The sequence below is a fragment of the Dactylosporangium sp. NPDC000555 genome (assembly GCF_040300025.1).
Lineage (GTDB): Bacteria > Actinomycetota > Actinomycetes > Mycobacteriales > Micromonosporaceae > Dactylosporangium.
In genome coordinates this window covers 36,246-53,145 of the sequence record NZ_JBEPDB010000013.1, presented here as the reverse complement: position 1 = coordinate 53,145, position 16,900 = coordinate 36,246, and the positions used below count along the sequence as shown (strand labels likewise).

Annotated in this window: 20 protein-coding genes; 12 read left to right on the top strand and 8 right to left on the bottom strand. The window is 70.6% G+C overall.

Features of this window, described 5'->3' with window-relative positions; genetic code table 11:
* Nucleotides 1-76: 76 nt before the first annotated feature.
* Together ABT297_RS11360 and ABT297_RS11355 are read right to left on the bottom strand one after the other, a co-directional pair.
* Nucleotides 77-1,726: an alkaline phosphatase family protein gene (locus tag ABT297_RS11360; protein WP_350547625.1), complete on the bottom strand. Its 1,650-nt coding sequence runs from the start codon at nucleotides 1,724-1,726 to the stop codon at nucleotides 77-79.
* A 20-nt stretch (nucleotides 1,727-1,746) separates the two neighbouring features.
* Nucleotides 1,747-2,406, bottom strand: coding sequence for a CDP-alcohol phosphatidyltransferase family protein (locus ABT297_RS11355; RefSeq protein WP_350547623.1), 660 nt, complete (start codon nucleotides 2,404-2,406; stop codon nucleotides 1,747-1,749).
* A 166-nt stretch (nucleotides 2,407-2,572) separates the two neighbouring features.
* Between ABT297_RS11355 and ABT297_RS11350 the strand changes: the two genes are divergently transcribed.
* The 9 genes from ABT297_RS11350 to ABT297_RS11310 all read left to right on the top strand — a co-directional run bounded on the left by ABT297_RS11350 (nucleotide 2,573) and on the right by ABT297_RS11310 (nucleotide 8,234).
* Nucleotides 2,573-3,577 carry a zinc-dependent alcohol dehydrogenase gene (locus ABT297_RS11350; protein WP_350547621.1) on the top strand — a complete coding sequence of 335 codons (1,005 nt, stop codon included), beginning with the start codon at nucleotides 2,573-2,575 and terminating at the stop codon, nucleotides 3,575-3,577.
* Nucleotides 3,578-3,605: 28 nt separating this feature from the next.
* Nucleotides 3,606-4,004 (top strand): 6-pyruvoyl trahydropterin synthase family protein, encoded by a 399-nt coding sequence (locus ABT297_RS11345; RefSeq protein WP_350547619.1) that lies wholly within the window; start codon nucleotides 3,606-3,608, stop codon nucleotides 4,002-4,004.
* A gap of 29 nt (nucleotides 4,005-4,033) precedes the next feature.
* A complete protein-coding gene (locus tag ABT297_RS11340) occupies nucleotides 4,034-5,134 on the top strand; it encodes a glycosyltransferase family 4 protein (RefSeq protein WP_350547617.1) in 1,101 nt (366 codons plus the stop codon).
* Between the two features lie 23 nt (nucleotides 5,135-5,157).
* A complete protein-coding gene (locus ABT297_RS11335; protein WP_350547615.1) occupies nucleotides 5,158-6,195 on the top strand; it encodes a lysylphosphatidylglycerol synthase transmembrane domain-containing protein in 1,038 nt (345 codons plus the stop codon).
* Between the two features lie 9 nt (nucleotides 6,196-6,204).
* On the top strand, nucleotides 6,205-6,837 hold the full coding sequence (locus ABT297_RS11330) for a GTP cyclohydrolase II (RefSeq protein ID WP_350547613.1): 633 nt from the start codon (nucleotides 6,205-6,207) through the stop codon (nucleotides 6,835-6,837).
* A 28-nt stretch (nucleotides 6,838-6,865) separates the two neighbouring features.
* Nucleotides 6,866-7,591, top strand: coding sequence for a RibD family protein (locus ABT297_RS11325; protein ID WP_350547797.1), 726 nt, complete (start codon nucleotides 6,866-6,868; stop codon nucleotides 7,589-7,591).
* A gap of 62 nt (nucleotides 7,592-7,653) precedes the next feature.
* The gene (locus ABT297_RS11320) at nucleotides 7,654-7,863 is read left to right on the top strand and encodes a type II toxin-antitoxin system VapB family antitoxin (protein WP_350547611.1); all 210 of its coding nucleotides are present in this window, start codon (nucleotides 7,654-7,656) and stop codon (nucleotides 7,861-7,863) included.
* 11 nt (nucleotides 7,864-7,874) lie between these two features.
* Nucleotides 7,875-8,012 (top strand): PIN domain-containing protein, encoded by a 138-nt coding sequence (locus tag ABT297_RS11315; RefSeq protein ID WP_350547609.1) that lies wholly within the window; start codon nucleotides 7,875-7,877, stop codon nucleotides 8,010-8,012.
* 6 nt (nucleotides 8,013-8,018) lie between these two features.
* A complete protein-coding gene (locus tag ABT297_RS11310; RefSeq protein ID WP_350547607.1) occupies nucleotides 8,019-8,234 on the top strand; it encodes a PIN domain-containing protein in 216 nt (71 codons plus the stop codon).
* Between the two features lie 25 nt (nucleotides 8,235-8,259).
* Here ABT297_RS11310 and der read toward each other — a convergent pair whose 3' ends face one another.
* The 3 genes from der to ABT297_RS11295 all read right to left on the bottom strand — a co-directional run bounded on the left by der (nucleotide 8,260) and on the right by ABT297_RS11295 (nucleotide 11,115).
* On the bottom strand, nucleotides 8,260-9,624 hold the full coding sequence (der, locus tag ABT297_RS11305; RefSeq protein WP_350547795.1) for a ribosome biogenesis GTPase Der: 1,365 nt from the start codon (nucleotides 9,622-9,624) through the stop codon (nucleotides 8,260-8,262).
* 5 nt (nucleotides 9,625-9,629) lie between these two features.
* Nucleotides 9,630-10,301 carry a (d)CMP kinase gene (cmk, locus tag ABT297_RS11300; protein WP_350547605.1) on the bottom strand — a complete coding sequence of 224 codons (672 nt, stop codon included), beginning with the start codon at nucleotides 10,299-10,301 and terminating at the stop codon, nucleotides 9,630-9,632.
* A gap of 193 nt (nucleotides 10,302-10,494) precedes the next feature.
* Entirely contained in the window at nucleotides 10,495-11,115 is a 621-nt protein-coding gene (locus ABT297_RS11295; RefSeq protein WP_350547603.1) for a MarR family winged helix-turn-helix transcriptional regulator, read from the bottom strand.
* A gap of 109 nt (nucleotides 11,116-11,224) precedes the next feature.
* Between ABT297_RS11295 and ABT297_RS11290 the strand changes: the two genes are divergently transcribed.
* Complete coding sequence (locus ABT297_RS11290) at nucleotides 11,225-11,785, top strand: NADPH-dependent FMN reductase (RefSeq protein ID WP_350547601.1); 561 nt, start codon at nucleotides 11,225-11,227, stop codon at nucleotides 11,783-11,785.
* 157 nt (nucleotides 11,786-11,942) lie between these two features.
* On the opposite strand, the gene ABT297_RS11285 is transcribed toward ABT297_RS11290, so the two are convergent.
* Complete coding sequence (locus ABT297_RS11285; protein ID WP_350547599.1) at nucleotides 11,943-12,929, bottom strand: helix-turn-helix transcriptional regulator; 987 nt, start codon at nucleotides 12,927-12,929, stop codon at nucleotides 11,943-11,945.
* 61 nt (nucleotides 12,930-12,990) lie between these two features.
* On the opposite strand from ABT297_RS11285, the gene ABT297_RS11280 reads away from it, so the two are divergent.
* Nucleotides 12,991-13,926, top strand: coding sequence for an ATP-binding cassette domain-containing protein (locus ABT297_RS11280; RefSeq protein WP_350547597.1), 936 nt, complete (start codon nucleotides 12,991-12,993; stop codon nucleotides 13,924-13,926).
* A gap of 103 nt (nucleotides 13,927-14,029) precedes the next feature.
* Nucleotides 14,030-14,851 carry an ABC transporter permease gene (locus tag ABT297_RS11275; protein ID WP_350547594.1) on the top strand — a complete coding sequence of 274 codons (822 nt, stop codon included), beginning with the start codon at nucleotides 14,030-14,032 and terminating at the stop codon, nucleotides 14,849-14,851.
* A 110-nt stretch (nucleotides 14,852-14,961) separates the two neighbouring features.
* Here ABT297_RS11275 and ABT297_RS11270 read toward each other — a convergent pair whose 3' ends face one another.
* Together ABT297_RS11270 and scpB are read right to left on the bottom strand one after the other, a co-directional pair.
* Nucleotides 14,962-15,771 (bottom strand): pseudouridine synthase, encoded by an 810-nt coding sequence (locus ABT297_RS11270; RefSeq protein WP_350547592.1) that lies wholly within the window; start codon nucleotides 15,769-15,771, stop codon nucleotides 14,962-14,964.
* Nucleotides 15,758-16,483 (bottom strand): SMC-Scp complex subunit ScpB, encoded by a 726-nt coding sequence (gene scpB / locus ABT297_RS11265; protein WP_502885558.1) that lies wholly within the window; start codon nucleotides 16,481-16,483, stop codon nucleotides 15,758-15,760. Before scpB ends, ABT297_RS11270 begins: the two co-directional genes overlap by 14 nt.
* Between the last annotated feature and the right edge of the window lie 417 nt (nucleotides 16,484-16,900).

Below are 16,900 nucleotides of genomic sequence, written 5' to 3'. Positions count from 1 at the left end.
GACCGAGGATACGGAAGCGCTCCGGGGCCGCCGGAGTCGCCTACGCCGTCGCGCGTACCCACACGTTCCGCGTCCGTCACGCATAGGCCGTCAGGAAGCGGTCACGGAACGCATCCATGCGCCACACCGGAGCCTGCTCGTCAGGTCTCAGCCCGTTCTGCCATCCCCAGCCCGAGATGCGGTCGAGCACCTTCGGGTCACGCGCGACGATCGCGATCGGTACATCCCGGTTCAGCGTGTCACCGACGACGACCGGCGCCGGCTGGTGATCGCCCAGGAACACCACGACGAGGTTGTCGTCCCCGTACTCCTCGACGTACGAGATGATGCTGCTCAGCGAGTACACGATCGCGTTTCGGTACGCGGTGCGGATCTTCTCCGACGCACGCCACGCGACGTCCGGCGGGTCGCCGGCGGTGCTCATCGAGCCGTACACGGTGCCGTCGCCGACCTCGTTCCAGCCGACCATGCGCGGGAGCGGCGTCCACGGCACATGGCTGGACACGAGGGCTATCTCCCCCATCACCGGCTGGTGTCCCGGCCCGCGCTCGAGCCGCTGGAACGCGGCGAGCGTGAACTGGTCAGGCACCGGCGCATAGCCGAATTTCGGCCCGCGGTAGCCGATGTTCCGGGAATCGTAGAACTCGTGGTATTGGAAGAACCTGCCCTCCGGCCAGTCCCGGTCGTTCGCCGGCATCATCCCGGCGACACGCCAGCCGGCGCGGCGGAACGCCGCATTGATCGTGAACCGGTCGCCGGCCAGCAGCGTGTCGCTGCGCCGCTGGTTGTTCACCCACAGTCCCGACAGCAGCGTGCCATGGGCCAGCCAGCTGCCACCGCCGAACGTCGGCGAGGTGAGGAACGCGCTGCGGGCACCGAACCCGGCCGCCTCCAGCCGCCGCGTGCCGTCGTCGAGGGTAGCCCCGACCTGCGGCGCGAACAGCGGGTTCCGCACCGCATCCCGCCCGTAGCTCTCCACGAACGTGAACAGCACGTCCTTGCCGCGCAGCGCGGTGAGCAGCTGCGTACCCGGCTTGTCACGGAACGCGTCCACAGCGGCCTGGTCGCCGAACTCCTTCCCGTCGTTGATGTCCCGGCGCACGAGCGAAACCTGGTCGCCGAGGGTTCCGGTCGCGCTGTCGGACGCGACGGGGAGGCCGTGGGCGGCCTGCACGTTCAGTACCGCACACACGGCCCACACCGCCGCCAGTACCGCCGTGCCACGGGTCGTGGCGACCGGATGACGCAGCGCGAGCCGCCCGAGCCGCCGCAGCGCCAGCATCATGCCCGCCGGCACCGACAGCACCACCACCCCGAGCACGACCGCGACCCCGATCGCGGCCGGGCGCCCGACGGACGAGCTGACCAGCCCGAACGCCGGCTGGAACAGCACCCGGTCGAGCACCGGGTCGAACGGCCGCCCCAGCGAGGTGTAGAACCCGAGGTTGAACAGCCGGATAACGACGAGCACGCCGAGCACCAGCCCGGCAACGGCGAGGACAACGGTCCGCATCCGCCCGCGTACGGCGAGGAGCATCGCGACGAGCAGCAGCCCTTCGATCGGGATGCGTACGAACGCCGCTGGACTGAACTGCGTCAGGCTGTCGGGAGCGAGGAGTGCGAACAGTACGACGGCGGCCCCGAGCAGCGTCCCGACCCAGGCGGACACGCCGTTCGCGCCGTCCCTCGGAGGGTCGATCTCGGTACTGTCGCCACCGGCGCTCACGGAATGCGACGACACCGCCATCAGGACGACACCGCCGCCGCAAGCGACTGCCGCCGCAAGCGCCACAACACTTCGGAGCCGAACGACTCCACGAGGAACAACAGCGAGATCGCCACGGCGGCGGTCGTCACCCCGAGCGGGAGCAGCCCGGAGGCCGCCACCGCGAGGGTCACGCCCTGCATCGCCGCGACCACCTTCCGCCAGTATCGCGGCGGCACCGGCCCACGCAGCCACGGCACCAACCAGGCGGAGACGCCGATCACGTACCGCATCGCCCCGATGGCGAGGACCCATGGCCCGACCGACTGCGCCACGTACACGCTCAGCACCAGGATCAGCCAGGCGTCGGTCTCCATGTCGAACTTCGCACCCAGCGCCGTGACTCCGCCGGTACGCCGCGCGACGTATCCGTCGACCGCGTCCAGCACCAGCGCGACGGCACTCAGCGCGCACAGGACCGGCACGGGCGTGGGACGCGAGAACGAGTCGGCAGTCAGCGCGGCCACCCCGCCGACGAGCCCGGCCCGGGTCAGCGTGACCCAGTTCGCCGCGCCGAACACTACGGCTGCGGAGCGTCGCAGCCCGTATCCCAGCGCCACGAACGTGACGACACCGCTGGCGAGACCGACCAGCCAGCCGGCCGTACCGAGCCCGGCACTCGCGGCCAGGGCACCCAGCACGGCGAAATGGAAGATCAGTCCAACAACCGGACCAGTTCGAACCCTTGGCATCATCGCTCCGTATACATGGCTGTGCTTGTGACCATGGACCCGACAATGCATACGCGTACAGCTCCGCAGCGGTTCGATCGCCCCGCCGATGAACCGAACCAGGAAGGAACGTCAGATGCGCGAGGCCCGGGCGTTCTGGATCACCGCCCCCGACGACTCCCCCGCGGTCCCCGCACCGGCCCGCGGTGAGATCCGTTCGGTCACGCTGCGCCCGCCGACCGGCGACGAGGTCCTGGTGCGAACCATGTACTCGGGGGTGAGCCGCGGCACCGAGACGCTGGTGTCATCCGGCAAGGTCCCGCCGGACCAGCACGCGATCATGCGCGCACCATTCCAGGAGGGCGACTTTCCGTATCCGGTCAAGTACGGATACCTCAACGTGGGCATCGTGGAGGCCGGACCGCCTCCTCTGGTCGGCCGCGCGGTGTTCTGCCTCTTTCCTCATCAGACCGCCTATGTGGTGCCGCGCGAGTCGGTCGTGCGACTGCCCGACGGCGTGCCCCCGCGGCGGGCCGTGCTCGCCGGGACCGTCGAGACCGCGGTGAACGCCCTGTGGGACGCGGCCCCGCTGATCGGCGACCGCGTCACGGTCATCGGCGCCGGCATGGTCGGCTGCTGCGTCGCCGCGCTGCTGGCCCGCTTCCCGGGCGCCGAGGTGGAGCTCGTCGACACCAATCCGGCACGGAAGGCGACCGCCGAGGCACTAGGTGTGACGTTCGCGACGCCGGACACCGCGTCAACCGGCCGCGACCTCGTCGTGCACGCGAGCGCCACCCAGGCGGGCCTGCAGCACTCGCTGGACCTGCTCGCGCCGGAGGGGACGGTCCTGGAGCTGAGCTGGTACGGCGACCGCCCGGTCACCCTCGCCCTGGGAGGCGCGTTCCACTCCGGCCGGCTCACGATCCGCAGCAGCCAGGTGGGCACCGTGTCACCGGCCCGGCGTGCCAGCCGCACCTACGCCGACCGGATGGCGCTGGCCCTGCGCCTGCTGCGCGACCCGGCGTTCGACGCACTCATCACCGGCTCCTCGCCGTTCGAGGACCTACCGGTGGTGCTCCCTCGCCTCGCCGCGGGCGACCTGCCCGCCCTGTGCCACCTGATCACCTACGGCAGCGAGTAAGCCCTTTCCGAGACAGGAGCCGCTCCGCATGTACAGCCTCACCGTCCGTGACCACATGATGATCGCCCACAGCTTCCGCGGCGAGGTCTTCGGCCCGGCCCAGCGTCTGCACGGCGCGACGTACATCGTCGACGTGACCTTCTTCCGCCCGGAACTGGACGCCGACAACCTGGTGGTCGACATCGGCCGCGCGTCGGAGGAGCTGAAGGACGTCCTGGCCGCGCTGAACTACCGCAACCTGGACGACGACCCCGACTTCACGGGCGTGAACACGTCGACGGAGCTGCTCGCCGCGGTGGTCGCCGACCGCCTGGCCGCCCGCGTGCACGCGGGCGGCCTGGGCCCCGGCGCTGCGGGCCTGGAACGCATCTCGGTGACGCTGCGCGAGTCCCACGTCGCCTGGGCAACGTACGAGCGCTCGCTGTGACCCGACCGCACCGGGTCACGGCGAACGCCATGCGACCGAGCGACGCCGAGTTGCACGTGGTACTGCCCAACGACATCGACGACGCCGCCGCGCCGAGTGGCGGCAATCGGTACGACCGCGAGCTCTGCACCGGCCTCGCCGCACTTGGCTGGTCGGTGCGCGAGCACCCCGCGCACGGCGCCTGGCCGCGGCCGGACGCCGGCGACCTGGCCGCGCTCGACAATCTCGTGGCAGGCCTGCCGTCGGGCGCTTCCGTCCTGGTCGACGGCCTGGTCGCGTCGTGCGCGCCGGAAACCATGGCGGCACACGCTCCCCGGCTGCGGCTGGCCGTGCTGGTGCACATGCCGTTCGGCGACACCGACCCGGCGGCGCGCCCGGCTGAGCACCGGACGCTGCTCGCCGCGTCCGCGATCATCGCCACCAGCGAGTGGACGCGCCGCCGCCTGTCGAACCTGTACGACCTTCCCGTCGGCCGTATCGACGTCGCCACTCCCGGAGTCACCCCGGCCCGGCCCGCCATCGGCGGCGGCGGTGACTCCGGCGCGGGCGGAGCGCTGCTGTGCGTCGCGGTGGTCGGGCACCACAAGGGCCACGACGTGCTGGTGGACGCCCTGGCCCGGCTCGCCGGCCTGCCCTGGACGTGCGTCTGCGTGGGCGACCTGGACCGCGACCCGGATTTCGTACGCACCCTGACGGCGCGGATCGACGCGGTCACCATCGGCGACCGGCTGCGACTGGCCGGCCCGAGGACGGGCGCCGACCTCGACGCCCTGTACTCGGCGGCGGACCTGCTCGTCCACCCGTCCCGCGGCGAAACGTACGGCATGGTCGCCGCCGAGGCCCTGGCCCGCGGCATCCCGGTCCTGGCAACGACCGCCAAGGGCCTGCCGGATGCCATCGGACGCGCCCCGGACGGCACCGTGCCCGGACTGCTGGTCCCGCCGGACGACCCGGCCGCGCTCGCCGCCGCCCTGCGCCGCTGGCTGACCGACCCCGCTCTTCGTCGCCGCCTGCGCCACGCGGCCCTGGCCCGCCGCGCGACGCTGACGGACTGGACGGTAACCACCCGTACGGTCGCTGACACGCTCCGCCAGATGAACCCGATCTCCGCGGACGGCGTAAGACACTGACAGATCCCCTGAAGGAGTCCGCCATGCAGCGCATCCATGTGCCCGCGCCCGAGGCCGCTCCGGACCCGAATGCGCCGGCGTCAGCGGTCGGCCCCGACGCTCAGAACTCGCTCCGCGCTCGCGGAGGTCGGCGTGCCGGGGTACAGAAGCCGAAGATCCCCTGGGGGCTGCTGCGGACGCTTGGCGGGCTGGCCGTGCTGGCGATGCTGTTGTGGCGGCTGGGCAGCGGGCCGTTCCTCGCCGGGCTGCGGATGATCGATGCCTGGGCGCTGGTCGCGGCGCTCGGGGTCGGGGCGGCGACCATCGTAGCGTGCGCCTGGCGGTGGCGGCTCGTCGCACGCGGGCTGGGCATGCGGCTGCCCCTGCGCACGGCGATCGCGGACTGTTACCGCGGGGTGCTGATCAACTCCATACTGCCCGGGGGCGTGCTGGGTGACGTCGACCGTGCGGTCGGTCACGGGCGGGAGCACGGCGACGTCGGCCGGGGGATCCGTGCCGTGGTGTGGGAGCGCACCGCGGGGCAGGTGGTGCAGTGCACGCTCGCGGTGGCACTGTTGTGGGCGCTGCCGTCGCCGGTTCGGCCGTACGTGCCGCGCATCGCGATCGCGCTGGCCGTGGTCGGATCGCTCGTCGCGCTGCTGGCACTGGTCGCCGGGCGGCGTGGGCCACAGGCCTGGCGCCGGGCGGTACGCGCCGCGCGCGCCGACGTCCGCGAAGTGCTGCTGGCGCGGCGGATCTGGCCCGGCGTCGTGTTCTTCTCGGCGGTCGCCGTCGGTGGGCACCTCGTGACGTTTCTGCTCGCCGCGCGTACGGCCGGCCTGACCGCCCCGGCCGCCGAGCTGCTGCCGCTGACGCTCCTGGCCCTGCTGGCGATGGGTCTGCCCGCGAACGTCGGCGGGTTCGGGCCGCGCGAGGGCGTCGCCGCGTGGGCGTTCGGCGCCGCCGGACTGACCGCCGCGCAGGGAGTCGCAACTGCGACCGTCTACGGGGTACTGGTGTTGGTGTCGAGCCTTCCCGGCGTCGCGGTCCTGCTGTTCCGCCGACGCGCCGTGGCCAGCTGAAGGAGAAGGATGTTCGAAACTCTGCCCGGGGCAACGATGCGTACGCAGGTGACGGTGCCGCTGCGGCTCCTCGACGGGTACAGCACCACCGCCCGCCTGTTCTCGTTCAACGGCCTGGTCGACGGGCGTGAGCACGTCGCGTTCGGGCTGGGTGACTGGGCCGGCGCACTGCGGCGCAGCACCGATGGCGGCGCCGCACCCCTGGTTCGCCTGCACAGCGAGTGCCTGACCGGTGACATCTTCGGCAGTCAGCGCTGTGACTGTGGTCCCCAGCTGCGCGAGGCGATCGAGCGCATCGCGGAGGCGGGCGGGTTCCTGCTGTACCTGCGCCAGGAGGGCCGCGGCATCGGCCTGTACTCGAAGCTCGACGCGTACGCGCTGCAGGACACGGGCCTGGACACGTACGAGGCGAACATCGCTCTCGGCCACGCGGAGGATGAGCGCGACTACTCGGCGGCGGCGCAGATGCTCGACGCGCTCGGCGTGCCGCGAATCGCGTTGCTGACCAACAACCCCGACAAGGCCGACCAACTCGACCGGCTCGGCGTGACGGTGGCGAGCGTGGTGCCGACCGGCGTGTTCCTCAGCCCCGCCAACGCGGGCTACCTCGCGGCGAAGGCGAACCGTGCCGCGGCACGGTGAGTCGACGCCCGCGCCGCCGCGGAGCACGATCACGAGCAGCGATTTCACAACGCCGCGCGAACGGCCGTATGTGCTGCTGAGCTGCGCGATGTCGCTCGACGGCTACCTGGACGATGCCACCGACGAGCGGCTCGTGCTGTCCAACAGCGAGGACCTCGACCGCGTCGACGCGATGCGCGCCGAATGCGACGCGATCCTGGTGGGCGCCAACACGATCCGCCGCGACAACCCGCGGCTCATGGTGCGCGCCCAGGAGCGGCGGGAGCGGCGCGCCGAGAACGGGTTGCCGCCGCTGCCGGCCAAGGTCGCGATCGTCGGACACGGCGATGTCGACCCGGAGTCACGGTTCTTCACTGAGGGTGACACCGACAAGATCGTGTACTGCGCGACAAAGACCGCCTGCCACAACCGCGCCCGGTTGGACGGCCGCGCCACCGTCGTCGACGGCGGCGATCCGGTCGACCTCGGCCTCGCCCTCGAGGATCTCGCGGCGCGCGGCGTACGGCGACTGCTGGTCGAGGGCGGCAGCACGGTTCACACGACGTTCCTCACGGCCGGCCTTGTCGACGAGCTCCAGCTGGCGATCGCGCCGTTCTTCGTGGGCGACGGGAGGGCGCCGCGCTTCGTCGGCGACGGCCGGTTCCCGTGGCATCCGGGCCACCGCGCCACCATGGCCGAGGTCCGCCAGATGGACGACGTGGTCCTGCTCCGGTACGCCCTGTCCGACCGTTTCGAGGCCTCATGCCCACCGTGACGCAGCGCACACGCCGGCCCGCGCGGCTGTAGATACGCGATTGCTACAAAGGGTGGTCCGTGATGACGAAGGTACTTATCGATATCGATGATGACGCCCTTGCCGAGGCGTCGGCGCTGCTCGGCACCAAGACAACGAGGGACACGGTCAACACCGCCCTGCGCGAGACGGCCGGCCAGCTGCGCCGCGCCAAGGCCCTGGCTCGCCTCGCAGAGCTCGGAGAGAGCGGCGCATTCGACGAACTGCTGGACAAGGGCACGTACCGCGCGTGACACCGGCCCGCTTGCTGATCGACACAAGCGCGGTGGCCCGGCCGGTGCGCGACCGAGACGTCCTCACCGACCTGGAACTGCTGCACAGCGCCCGGTCGAAGGCCGACCGCGAGGAATGGCTGGAACTGTTCGCCGCAACCTTCGCATAGATCGCGGTGCCCGAGCGGGTCTTCAGCCGGGCAGCCGAGGTCCAGGCTGCCATGACCGCTCGCGGCACCCATCGCTCAGCCGGCGCTGTCGACCTACTTCTCGCCGCAACCGCCGAACTGAGCAGCCTCACACTGGTCCATTACGACCATGACTTCGACGAAGTCGCCAAGGTAACCGGCCAGCCGACGATATGGATCGCTCCGCCGGGCTCTATTACGTGACCTCAAGGGTCGCCGACCGGATTCGCTACTTCTTGTTCTTTTTCCGCGGCTTGACCGTGATGTGGATCGGGGTGCCGGTGAACTCGAACTCCTCGCGCAGGCGGCGCTCCACGAAACGGACGTAGCCCGGGTCCAGGGCGCCCGTGGTGAACAGCACGAACTTCGGCGGGGACACGCCGGCCTGGGTGGCGAACAGCACCCGCGGGGCGCGCCCGCCGCGGATCGGGTGCGGGGTCGCCTGCACGAGCGCGGTGAGCCACTGGTTGAGCTGGCCGGTCGGCACGCGGCGCTCCCAGTTCGCCAGGGCCGTGCGCAGCGCGGGGGCGAGCTTGTCGACGGCGCGGCCGGTCAGCGCGGAGACGTTGACGCGCACCGCCCACGGGACGCGGCGCAGTTCGCGGTCGATCTCCTTGCCGAGTTGATACCGGCGGTCGTCGTCGACGAGGTCCCACTTGTTGAACGCGATGACCAGCGCACGGCCCGACTCGATGACCATCGAGATGATGCGCTGATCCTGCTCGGAAATGGGCTCGCTCGCGTCGAGCAGCACGATCGCGACCTCGGCGGCCTCGATGGCGGCGTTGGTGCGCAGCGATGCGTAGTACTCGGTGCCGCTGGCGTGGGAAACGCGTTTGCGAAGGCCGGCGGTGTCGACGAGGTGCCACGTCTCGCCGCCGAACTCGACGAGGCTGTCGACCGGGTCGACGGTCGTTCCGGCGACCGAGTCGACGACCGCCCGCTCCTCTTTGGCGAGCTTGTTCAGCAGGCTGGACTTGCCGACGTTCGGACGTCCGACCAGCGCGATACGGCGAGGGCCGGCCTCACGTGGTACGACCGGACGGGCTTTTGGAAGGTTTTCCAGAATCTTGTCGAGGAGGTCTCCCGCACCGCGGCCGTGCAGGGCCGACACCGGGAAGGGTTCGCCCAGACCCAGGCCCCACAGGCTGGCGATCTCGCTCTCGATGCGGTCATTGTCGACCTTGTTCGCGACCAGGATGACCCGGCTGCCGTTGCGGCGCAGCATGCGCACGGCCGCCTCGTCGTCGGAGGTCGGCGGGATCGTGGCATCGACGACGAGGAGCACCACATCGGCGGTCTGCGCGGCGATCTCGGCCTGCGTGGCGATGGCCTTCGCGCGCTCACGGGCGTCGGGCAGCCAGCCGCCGGTGTCGACGATCGTGAACTGCCGGCCGGTCCACTCGGCGTCATACGCGATCCGGTCGCGCGTCACCCCGGCGACGTCCTCGACGACCGCCTGACGGCGCCCGAGCACGCGGTTGACCAGGGTGGATTTGCCGACGTTGGGGCGGCCGACGACGGCGACGATGGGCAGGCTCAGCTCGGTCTCCGGCTCGGCGTCGACGGCCTCGCGCGAGACGTCCGCGGACATCGAGTTCACGCCGTCACCTTGTCGAGCATGCGCTGCAGCCGCTCGACCACCTCGTCGATGCCGAGCGCGGTGGTGTCGAGCACGACGGCGTCCTCGGCCTGGCGCAGCGGATCGGCGGCGCGGGTCGAGTCGAGGCGGTCGCGGCGGGCGAGGTCGGCGGCGGTCGTCGCCTGGCTCGTGGCGTTTTCGCTGCTGCGGCGGCGGGCGCGCTCCTCGGCGTCGGCCGTCAGATACACCTTGAGGTCGGCGGCCGGCGCCACGACCGTGCCGATGTCGCGCCCCTCGACGACGATCCGTTCCGCCTCGGCGATGATCTCCCGCTGGCGGGCGACGAGCAGCGCGCGCACGGCCGGCACCGCCGAGACCGCCGACACCGCCCGCGTCACCTCGGGCCCGCGGATCTCGCGGTCGACGCCGATCCCGTCGACGCCGATGTGCGGCGCCGCGGGGTCCGTCCCGATGGTCATCCGCACGTCCTCGGCCACCGCGGCGATCTTGTCGGAGTCGCCGAGGTCGACGTTGTCGCGCAGCACGGCATATGTCACGGCGCGGTACATCGCGCCGGTGTCCAGGTAGCGGGCGTTGAGCGCCTGAGCGACCCGCCGGGAGATCGTCGACTTGCCTGAGCCGGACGGCCCGTCGACGGCAACCACCAGTTGCCGGCCCTCGTCGTGCACGCCCGTCTCCTCACACAGATGACTCGATGAAGCCCTTCAAAACAGTACTTGACCCGCCGATGACACCCACCTACGGGAGGCGGCTGTCACACCTGGTTTGCGTGGTATGACACGCCGGCGTACCGGCTCGCCACGCGTCCCGGCGCCGTTTCGGACATTTCCGAAATGTCGCCCAGGATGCGGGTTGCCGATCTCATCGATCAACGCTGTCGCCATCGTCACGAGACGGGCACGGATCGAATATTTCGGACATTTCGCCCAGATTGGCGCCGGCCTCGATCACGTCGGCCGGATCGGGGCCGCACGCCAGCGCCCCGTCGACGACCGACCGCGTGCACGGCTCCCCCATCACCCGATCGGCCTCCGGCAGGCGGGTCAGCACCGACCGCGAGATGTCGATCAGCGCGTCCACCTGCTCCGGCTTCAGAGCGTCGAAGAACCAGTGCCGCACGTGAGCGACGTGCCGCGGCGCCGCGGCCGTCACCGCTTCCCAGCCGGCCTCGGTCAGCACGACGAATGCGCCGCGCGAGTCGTCCGGGCAGGGCTCGCGCGCGACCAGGCCGCGCGCCACCATCCGCGTGATCTGGTGGGTGAGCCGGGTCTTCTCCCACTCGGCCGCGTGGCGCAACTGGAACACACGCAGCCGCCCGCCCGGCGCCTCGGACAGGCTCACGAGCACCGAGTACTCGGCACCCGTCAGGCCGGTCTCGCGCAGCAACTGCCGCGCCATGCGCCGTTGTATCTCGTCGTTCAGCGCAAGGTACCCGCGCCAGGCCCGCTGCTCACGCTCGTCAAGCCAGTCCGGTTCCGCCACGAGAGGAAGTCTACGGGAATGGGTGACACGTCACCGTAGTTCTGAGCTATCGTCTCGGTGACACGTCACCCTTGGCGGTGACGCCCCTCCAGGAAGAGGAAGCAAGCAAATGACCAAGGTCGGAATCATCCTCGGCAGCACCCGTCCGGGCCGCAACGGCGAGGCCGTGGCCAAGTGGGTCTACGACATCGCGAGCCGGCGCGGGGACGCGGAGTTCGAGCTGGTCGACCTGCTCGACTACAAGCTGCCGCACCTGGACGAGGCCGTCCCGGCGTCGTTGGGCCAGTACGCGAACGAGCACACCAAGCAGTGGGCGGCCAAGATCGCCGAATTCGACGCGTACATCTTCGTGACGCCGGAGTACAACCACTCGACCAGCGGCGCGCTCAAGAACGCGATCGACTTCCTCTACGCCGAGTGGAACAACAAGGCGGCGGGCTTTGTCAGCTACGGCTCGGCGGGCGGCACGCGCGCGGTCGAGCACCTGCGGCTCATCGCCGGCGAGCTGCAGATCGCCGACGTGCGCGCCCAGGTCGCGCTGTCACTGTACTCGGACTTCGAGAACTTCAGCGTCTTCAAGCCCGGCCCGCAGCACGAGGCCACACTGAACACCGTCCTCGACCAGACGGTGACCTGGGGTAAGGCTCTCGCCACGGTCCGAAAAGGCTGATCGACCCGCTCTTTGCCGGCCGGCCGGAGTACCGAGGGAGGTTCCGGCCGGCCTTTCTCCTTCATCGGTACGCCAGGTGCCCACCGGCGCGGGCGACACTTCTCGACGCTCAGACGCGTCGCCCTTCTCGGGGCGTCACCGGTTACGGATGGCAATCTCAGGAGGGCGCCGCGCCCACAGCCCTGGAGAACCGGCCGGCGAGCCCGGCGGCCGCGGCGCGCAGCTCCGGCGGCCCGACCAGCTCGAAATCGACGTCGAACATGCCGAACCACGCGGCGAGGCCGGTCCACGACCACGAGCCGGCCGTGACCCGGCACCGGTCCGGCCCGAAGTCCTCCACGACCCCCTGGCCGCGGAGCCAATCGTTCACCACCGCGGCCGGCGCGTTCAGGATCGCAGTCCCCCGGCAGGGCAACGGATCGTGACGCTCGAATCGCTCGGCGATGAACGCGGCGACGTCCGGCGCCGGCAGCGTCCGCGGCGTGAACCTTGGCCCGCCTGGTGAGCGCGGCGTCATACGATCAACACGGTACGTGCGCCAATCCTTGCGATCGAGGTCCCAGCCCACGAGGTACCACCGGCCACCCCACGTGACGAGGTGGTGCGGCTCGGTGCGGCGCGGCGGCCGGTCCTGGTCGACTCCCTCGGCCATCTCGCGTCGCCCGGCGTAGTCAAACCGCAACACCTCGCGCGCGCGGACCGCCATGCCGATCGCGAGCAGATGCTCCGCGTCGATGTCAGCCTCGCGCCAGGTGTTCTTGACCACCCGGGTCACCCGCAGCGCGTCGACGCGATGGCGCAGCCGGGCCGGCATCACCTGACGGACGGTGGCCAGCGCACGCAGCGCGGCCTCCTCGACACCTTGGACGTTCATCGTCGCGGTCTGCAGCGCCACAGCCACGGCGACGGCCTGGTCGTCGTCGAACAGCAGGGGCGGGAGTTCCGAGCCGGCGTCGAGCCGGTACCCGCCGTCAGGGCCGCGGGTCGCCTGCACCGGATAGCCGAGCTCACGCAGACGGTCGACGTCGCGACGGACCGTGCGCGGGCTGACCTCGAGCCGGTCGGCGAGCGTGCGCCCCGGCCAGTCGCGGCGAGCCTGCAGTAGCGACAGCAGAGCGAGCAGCCGGGCCGAGGTTTCGAGCATGCGTTCAGTATCGCCGGAGAACAGGACAGGAACTGTCCGCATCTCTTGCGAGGCTCATCGCATGATTCGAACGCGAGGATTGACGAAGGACTTCGCCACCGGCCGGAAGACGACGGTCCACGCGGTACGCGGCATCAGCCTGGACGTCGAGCCGGGCGAGCTGGTCGCGGTACTCGGCCCGAACGGCGCCGGCAAGACCACGACGATGCGGATGCTGACGACGCTGATCGCCCCGACGTCCGGTACCGCGACGGTCGCCGGCCACGACGTGGTGCGCGAGCCCGCCCAGGTGCGCCACCGCATCGGGTACGTCGGGCAGGGCAACGGAGCCGCGCACACCCAGCGGGTCGGCGACGAGCTGCGGGTACAGGGGCGGATCTATGGTATGGACCGCAAGACCGCTTACCGCCGTGCGGACGAGTTGCTCGAGGCGCTCGACCTTGCCGACCTGGGCGAACGCAAGGTCACCGACCTCTCCGGCGGCCAGCGTCGCCGCCTCGACGTGGCGATCGGCCTGGTGCACACCCCCGAGCTGCTGTTCCTCGACGAGCCGTCGACCGGCCTGGACCCGCAGAACCGGGCGAACCTGTGGTCGCACATCGCCCGCCTGCGTGCCGAGATCGGCATGACGATCGTGCTGACGACCCACTACCTCGACGAGGCCGACACGATGGCCGAACGGGTCGTGATCGTCGACCACGGAGAGGTGATCGCCGATGACACTCCGACGGCCCTGAAGGCCAAGCTGGCCGGCGACCGAATCATCGCCTCGGGCGACGGCCCGACCCTGGCCGGAGCGGCGTCGGCGCTGCCGGGGGCCCGCGACCTGACGGTACACAACGACGGCATTGACGTGCGCGTCAACGACGGCCCGGCCGCGCTACCCGAGTTCGTGATGGCCGCCGCCGGCGCCGTGCGGACAGCCGAGGTCCACCGCCCGACCCTGGACGACGTGTTCCTTGCCCTGACCGGCCGCAACCTGCGGGAACACGCGTGACCGCGCGCCGGCGCGGTCGTCGCCGTACCCGTGATTCCCGCCTCGACGTCACCGGTGGCAGTCGCCGCACCGGCGCAACGTCGTGTCATCTGAAGGAGCAGCAATGACCACACTATCGAGTGCCGAGGTCGGCACGGACCGCAACCTGCGGCCGCGGCTTGCCTCCGCGCTGTCCGACATCGCCATCGTCGCCGGACGCGAGCTGCGGCCGCTGCTGCATTCGCCGTTCTCGCTGATCTTCGGCATGGTCCAGCCGCTGGTGTTCCTGGCGCTGTTCGGCCCTCTGCTCGCGGGCTCGATGCGCGACCAGCCCGACGGGCTCGGAGCAGACGTCTGGCAGTGGTTCGTACCGGCGATCCTGGTCATGACGACACTCTTCGGCACGTCGACGGTCGGCGCGACCCTGCTCGGCGAGTTCCTGACCGGCTCGCACGAGCGCATGCTGGTAACGCCGCTGTCCCGCCGGTCCCTGCTCGTCGGCCGCGCGCTGAAGGAGATGGTCCCGCTGGCCGGCCAGGCCCTGGTGATCATCCTGGTGATGCTTCCGTTCGGGTTCGAACTGTTCCCGGTGGGCGCGCTCCTGGGCCTGGCACTGCTGGTCCTCTTCGGCATCGGCCTGGGCTCGCTGAGCTACGCCCTGGCCGTGGCGGTACGCCGCACTGACTGGATGTTCTGGGTCGTCCACCAGACGCTGCTGTTCCCGCTGATGATCCTGTCCGGCATGCTGCTGCCGCTGGAGACCGGACCGTCATGGATGCAGGCGGCGTCGAAGTTGAACCCGCTGGCGCACATGGTGACGGCCGAGCGCCTGCTGTTCGCGGGCCGGATCGACGAACCTGCCGTGCTTTGGGGCTTCATGGCCGCGACCCTGACGGCGGCGGTCGGCCTCGCCGTCGGCATCCGCGCCATGCGCCGATCCGCCTGAACCGGGGAACAAGCGGCAGCCCGCCGCCCGCACCGAATTGTCAGCCACGCAAAGCACGCGGCCGACAATTCGGTGCTATCCAGACGGACGGAGCGGTCGGCGATCCCCAGCTACTCACCGACCGCCTTGAACAGGGTGCCCACCTCGGCCTGCGACAGGTGCCGGGTGCGGCCCGGGCGCAGGTCGCCGAGGCGGATCGGGCCGATCTGGGTGCGGATCAGCCGCTGCACGGGGAAGCCCACCGCGTCGAACATGCGGCGCACGATGTGGTTGCGGCCCTCGTGCAGAACGACCTCGACGAGGGCGACCTTGCCGTAGGCGTCCACGACCCGGAACGAGTCCACCTTCGCCGGGCCGTCCTCGAGTGTGACGCCGGCCTTCAACTCCCGGCCCATCGCGCGTGGGACCGGGCCGGGGATCTCCACCTGGTACGTCTTGGCGACCTCGTACGACGGGTGCATCAGCTTGTGCGCCAGACCCCCGTCGTTGGTGAGCAGCAACAGGCCCTCGCTGTCCTGGTCCAGCCGGCCGACGTGGAACACTCGCGTGCTGATGTTCGGCAGGAAGTCGGCGATCGCGTCGCGGCCCTTGTCGTCGTCCATCGTCGAGACCACGCCGCGTGGCTTGTTCAGCGCCAGGTACACCATTCGCGTGTCCGTCACCAGTCGCTGACCGTCGACGTGGATCGCGTCACGTACCGCGTCCGCTTTGTCGCCGAGTGTGGCCTCCTTGCCGTTGACGGTAACGCGGCCCTCGTCGATCATGCGCTCGCACGTGCGCCGCGAGCCTAGGCCGGCCGCGGCCAGGATCTTCTGCAGCCGCTCCTCGTGGCGCGGCGGCTCGGCGTCCGGTGGCGCGTTGAAGGCGGAACCCTCGAACTCCACGAACTCGGACTCAATGGACGGGTCAACGCTGGGCATCGGCGATCTCATCTATGTCGTCGGGCAGGAACGGGGCGAGCGGCGGCAGCTGATCGACGCTGTCCAGGCCGAGTTTCTCCAGGAACAGCGTGGTGGTCCGGTACAGGAATGCGCCGCTCTCGGGCTCACTCCCGGTCTCCTCGATCAGACCCCTCGTAACCAGCGTACGGACCACGCCGTCACAGTTCACACCGCGGATGGCCGAAATGCGCGACCTGGTTACCGGTTGTTTGTACGCGACTACGGCAAGCGTCTCCAGCGCGGCCTGGGTGAGCCGGATCTGCTGCCCGTCGAGAACGAATTTCTCCACATGTGCGGCATATTCGGGTCGGGTGTACAGCCGCCAGCCCCCGGCCACCCGCCGAAGATCAAAGCCAAAACCCATCGAGGTGTACTGCCGGGACGCCGCCTCCAGCGCCGCCAGCACCCGATCGACCGGCTGCTCGAGCACCTGGGCGAGCGTCACCTCGCTGGTCGGCTCGTCGACGACGAGCAGGATCGCCTCCACCGCACCGCGAAGCTCACTGTCCGTCATCTCCGCCCGGACACTCTCGGCCGGAGCCTCCCGCTCACCCTTCGTGTCCACCCCGGCGCCGGGCGCACCCACGGCCTCAACGACGGACTCGGGGTCCACGACGGGCTGAGACGGGGCGACGGGCTCCGATGCAGCATCGGACTCGGTTTCGACGACAGGCTCGGGCTCGACCGCCATCTCAGGCTCGACAACCGACCCGGCCGCAGCCGGAGAGCCGGGCTCGGCAACCGAGTCGGGCTCCGCCTCACTGACCGGCTCGGGCTCGAGGACGGTCTCGGAGTCAGACTCGGAAGCCGGTCCCGGCTCGGCAACCGAGGTGGGCTCCGCCTCAGTGACCGGCTCGGGCTCGAGGACGGTCTCGGAGTCAGACTCGGAAACCGGTCCAGGCTCGGCAACCGGCGCAAGCTCGGGCTCCGGCGCAGAATCCGGCCCAAGCTCCGGCCTGGGCTCGAAGACCGGCTCAGGCTCAGGCCCAGAGACCGGCTCGGGCTCCGAAGACGAGCCGGAAGCCGAATCCTCCGTCGCGGTGGGTTCCGACGAGTCGGCCGGCGCATCAGCGGAATCCGGGGAGCCGGGCTCCTCGGGGTCGGACTG

What these genes read in the sequence shown, in the direction of transcription:
- ABT297_RS11350 (WP_350547621.1), top strand. Translation starts at nt 2,573, where the DNA reads ATGCGCGAGGCCCGGGCGTTCTGGATCACCGCCCCCGACGACTCCCCC.
- ABT297_RS11345 (WP_350547619.1), top strand. Translation starts at nt 3,606, where the DNA reads ATGTACAGCCTCACCGTCCGTGACCACATGATGATCGCCCACAGCTTC.
- ABT297_RS11340 (WP_350547617.1), top strand. Translation starts at nt 4,034, where the DNA reads ATGCGACCGAGCGACGCCGAGTTGCACGTGGTACTGCCCAACGACATC.
- ABT297_RS11335 (WP_350547615.1), top strand. Translation starts at nt 5,158, where the DNA reads ATGCAGCGCATCCATGTGCCCGCGCCCGAGGCCGCTCCGGACCCGAAT.
- ABT297_RS11330 (WP_350547613.1), top strand. Translation starts at nt 6,205, where the DNA reads ATGTTCGAAACTCTGCCCGGGGCAACGATGCGTACGCAGGTGACGGTG.
- ABT297_RS11320 (WP_350547611.1), top strand. Translation starts at nt 7,654, where the DNA reads ATGACGAAGGTACTTATCGATATCGATGATGACGCCCTTGCCGAGGCG.
- der (WP_350547795.1), bottom strand. Translation starts at nt 9,624, where the DNA reads ATGTCCGCGGACGTCTCGCGCGAGGCCGTCGACGCCGAGCCGGAGACC.
- ABT297_RS11290 (WP_350547601.1), top strand. Translation starts at nt 11,225, where the DNA reads ATGACCAAGGTCGGAATCATCCTCGGCAGCACCCGTCCGGGCCGCAAC.
- ABT297_RS11285 (WP_350547599.1), bottom strand. Translation starts at nt 12,929, where the DNA reads ATGCTCGAAACCTCGGCCCGGCTGCTCGCTCTGCTGTCGCTACTGCAG.
- ABT297_RS11280 (WP_350547597.1), top strand. Translation starts at nt 12,991, where the DNA reads ATGATTCGAACGCGAGGATTGACGAAGGACTTCGCCACCGGCCGGAAG.
- ABT297_RS11275 (WP_350547594.1), top strand. Translation starts at nt 14,030, where the DNA reads ATGACCACACTATCGAGTGCCGAGGTCGGCACGGACCGCAACCTGCGG.
- ABT297_RS11270 (WP_350547592.1), bottom strand. Translation starts at nt 15,771, where the DNA reads ATGCCCAGCGTTGACCCGTCCATTGAGTCCGAGTTCGTGGAGTTCGAG.
- scpB (WP_502885558.1), bottom strand. Translation starts at nt 16,483, where the DNA reads ATGGCGGTCGAGCCCGAGCCTGTCGTCGAAACCGAGTCCGATGCTGCA.